Raw genomic sequence first — 249 nt, forward strand, 5'->3', positions numbered from 1 at the left:
GATCATAAAGATGGCACCGCCGACCATGAGCACCCACAAAGTCAAATCTTTTCTAATTGTGAGGCCTGAGAGATTCTTCGTTTCGATATGGTCAAACTTCATTTTGTATTTATTGTCGTCAGAACCTTCGATTGTTTCCTGAATCGCCACGAAACTTTTTTCTCCTTTAGGCTTATCCGGTGCGGTGATCTGGAATACAAATGCCGGATTGTTCGGATTCCTCGTTTTCGTGCTCGGTTCCCCGTCTTT

General features: G+C 44.2%; 1 pseudogene. It reads right to left on the reverse strand.

The features are described from left to right. Positions 1-249: pseudogene (locus B0E34_RS22665) on the reverse strand (hypothetical protein); the annotation flags it as partial.

Source organism: Chryseobacterium mucoviscidosis (assembly GCF_002177115.1).
Lineage (GTDB): Bacteria > Bacteroidota > Bacteroidia > Flavobacteriales > Weeksellaceae > Chryseobacterium > Chryseobacterium mucoviscidosis.